This window comes from Streptomyces atriruber (assembly GCF_001418325.1).
In the GTDB taxonomy this organism is placed as follows: Bacteria; Actinomycetota; Actinomycetes; order Streptomycetales; family Streptomycetaceae; genus Streptomyces; species Streptomyces atriruber.
This window is the reverse complement of the sequence record NZ_LIPN01000202.1, coordinates 1-2,487: the sequence shown is the minus strand read 5'-3', so window position 1 is coordinate 2,487 and position 2,487 is coordinate 1. Positions and strand designations below refer to the sequence as shown.

The following is a 2,487-nucleotide window of genomic DNA, read 5'->3' as shown; positions in this document are numbered from 1 at the left end:
CCGGCCGGGGGCGTGGCCCGGATGGGGGGCGTGGCCCGGCCGGTGGGCGTGGCCCGGATGGGGGGCGTGGCCCGGCCGGTGGGCGTGGCCCGGCCGGTGGGCGTGGCTTGGTTACGCGGTGTGCTCGTCGGCCACCGACAGCGCCGCGTCCAGGGCCGCCAGGCCCTCCTTCGCCTCCGCCTCCGTGATGTTGCACGCGGGGACCACGTGGGTGCGGTTCATGTTGATGAAGGGCCACAGGCCGCGCTTCTTCGCCGCCGCGCCGAACGCGGCCATGGGGGCGTTCGCCTCGCCGGTGGCGTTGTAGGGCACCAGCGGCTCGCGCGTCTCCCTGTTCTTCACCAGCTCCAGGGCCCAGAACATGCCGACGCCCCGCACCTCGCCGACCGACGGGTGGCGCTCGGCGAGCTCGCGCAGGCCCGGCCCGATGACCTGGGCGCCGAGGTTCGCCGCGTGCTCGACGATGCCCTCCTCCGCCATGACGTTGATCGTCGCGACGGCCGCGGCGCAGGCCAGCGGGTGGCCGGAGTAGGTGAGACCGCCCGGGTAGGGGCGCCTGGCGAAGGTCTCCGCGATCTTGCCGGAGATGGCGACGCCGCCGAGCGGTACGTAGCCGGAGTTCACGCCCTTGGCGAAGGTCAGCAGGTCCGGGGTGACGTCGAAGAGGTCCGCGGCGAACCACTCGCCGGTGCGGCCGAAGCCCGCCATGACCTCGTCGAGGATGAAGACGATGCCGTACTTGTCGCACAGCTCGCGCACGCCCGCGAGGTAGCCGGGCGGCGGGACCATGATCCCGGCCGTGCCGGGCACCGTCTCCAGGATGATCGCGGCGACGGTCTGCGGGCCCTCGAAGACGATGGTGTCTTCCAGGTGCTGGAGGGCGCGCTCGCACTCCTGCTGCTCGGTCTCCGCGTAGAAGCGGGAGCGGTACAGGAACGGCGCCCAGAAGCGGACGACGCCCGCCGTGCCGGTGTCGGAGGCCCAGCGGCGCGGGTCGCCGGTGAGGTTGATGGCCTGGTGGGTGCCGCCGTGGTAGCCGCGGTAGGCGGCGAGCACCTTGGGGCGGCCCGTGTGCAGACGGGCCATCCGGGTGGCGTGCTCGACCGCGTCGGCACCGGCGTTCGTGAAGAAGATCTTGTCCAGGTCGCCGGGGGTCCGCTCGGCGATGAGGCGTGCGGCCTCGGAGCGGGCCTCTACGGCGAAGGCGGGCGCGAACGTCGTCATCGTCGCCGCCTGCTCCTGGATCGCGGCGACGACCTTCGGGTGCTGGTACCCGATGTTGGTGTAGACGAGGCCGCTGGTGAAGTCGAGGTAGCGGTTCCCGTCGTAGTCCCAGAAGCAGGCGCCCTCGGCACCGGCGATGGCCGGCGGGTCGATGAGCTCCTGTGCGGACCAGGAGTGGAAGACATGTGCGCGGTCCGCGGCCTTCACGGCGGCGCCGACCTGGGGATTCGGCTGAGGGGTCATGGGCCCGAGGGTAAATGTCCACGGAGTGGACGGGACATGGGCGTCCTGTCTGACGTGCGGGGAGGAACCCGACACACTGTCGCGTGGCGGGGGCGGTGTCCGGGCCTCGGTTCGCTCCCTGGCCGGGGTGGCCTGCCCTGCCGGGCGGAGGGGGCTCTCCGGCTGCGGCTCGGCGCCGGTCGCTCGCGCAGTTCCCCGCGCCCCTGGGCACGACGGGGCTCGGCACGCCGGGGGCCGAGGGCCTTTGGCCGCGGGTCGTGGGGGCTCGGCGCGCAGTTCCCCGCGCCCCTGGGCGGATCTCCTCGACGCCCACGTCGGGGCACGGCCGTCCGGGCCTGCCTGGCGGGTGAGGGTCAGCGGGACCACCCAGGGGCGCGGGAAACTGCGCGAGCAACCACGACAGACCCGCACCCGAGAAGGACACAGCCGGTCCGGGCCCGCCTGACGAGTCAGGGGCAGACGGACCACCCAGGGGCGCGGGANNTCGTCGTCCGTGTCCGGGACGACCCTTGCCCGGGGGCCGTCCGGGGTGCAGCGGATCTCGTACGAGAGGTCGTCCTGCTCGTCGTCGTCGCCGGGTTCCGCCTCCAGGCGGGCCACCGCCGCGGGCCCGCGTTCCACGTCGTCGTCGATGTGGAAGCCGTCGGCGGGGCTCCAGGAGACGAGGCGGACGGTTCCGTCGGCGCGGCACTCGACCGTGGCGGCGCCGCCCGTGAAACGGACCGTGGATCGTCCCGAGGACGGCGCGGAGGTCGAGGACGACGAGGACGACGAGGACGGCTCGGAAGACGAGGACGACGTCGGCTTACGGGGTGGCTTCGGAGACGGAGGCGGCGGGTTCGTGGACGAGGACGCCAACGCCCTGCGCACCGCCGCCTCGTCCAGCGGACGACTGTGCGCCGCACCCCCCGCCCCGTCCGAACTCGCCAGCTGCCAGGCGCCCAGCGCCCCCGCCGCCGTCCCCAGCGCCACCCACGCCGCCGTGACGACAGCGTTCCGCCACTCCCTCATCCCGCCACT

General features: G+C 73.8%; 1 protein-coding gene and 1 pseudogene. One reads left to right on the top strand and one right to left on the bottom strand.

The genetic code is table 11. The annotated features are described in order from the left end of the window. Positions 1-111: 111 nt before the first annotated feature. The gene (locus AOK03_RS21855; protein ID WP_055567012.1) at positions 112-1,467 is read right to left on the bottom strand and encodes an aspartate aminotransferase family protein; all 1,356 of its coding nucleotides are present in this window, start codon (positions 1,465-1,467) and stop codon (positions 112-114) included. Between the two features lie 724 nt (positions 1,468-2,191). On the opposite strand from AOK03_RS21855, the pseudogene AOK03_RS43160 reads away from it, so the two are divergent. Next, a pseudogene (locus tag AOK03_RS43160) lies at positions 2,192-2,487 on the top strand (hypothetical protein); the annotation flags it as partial.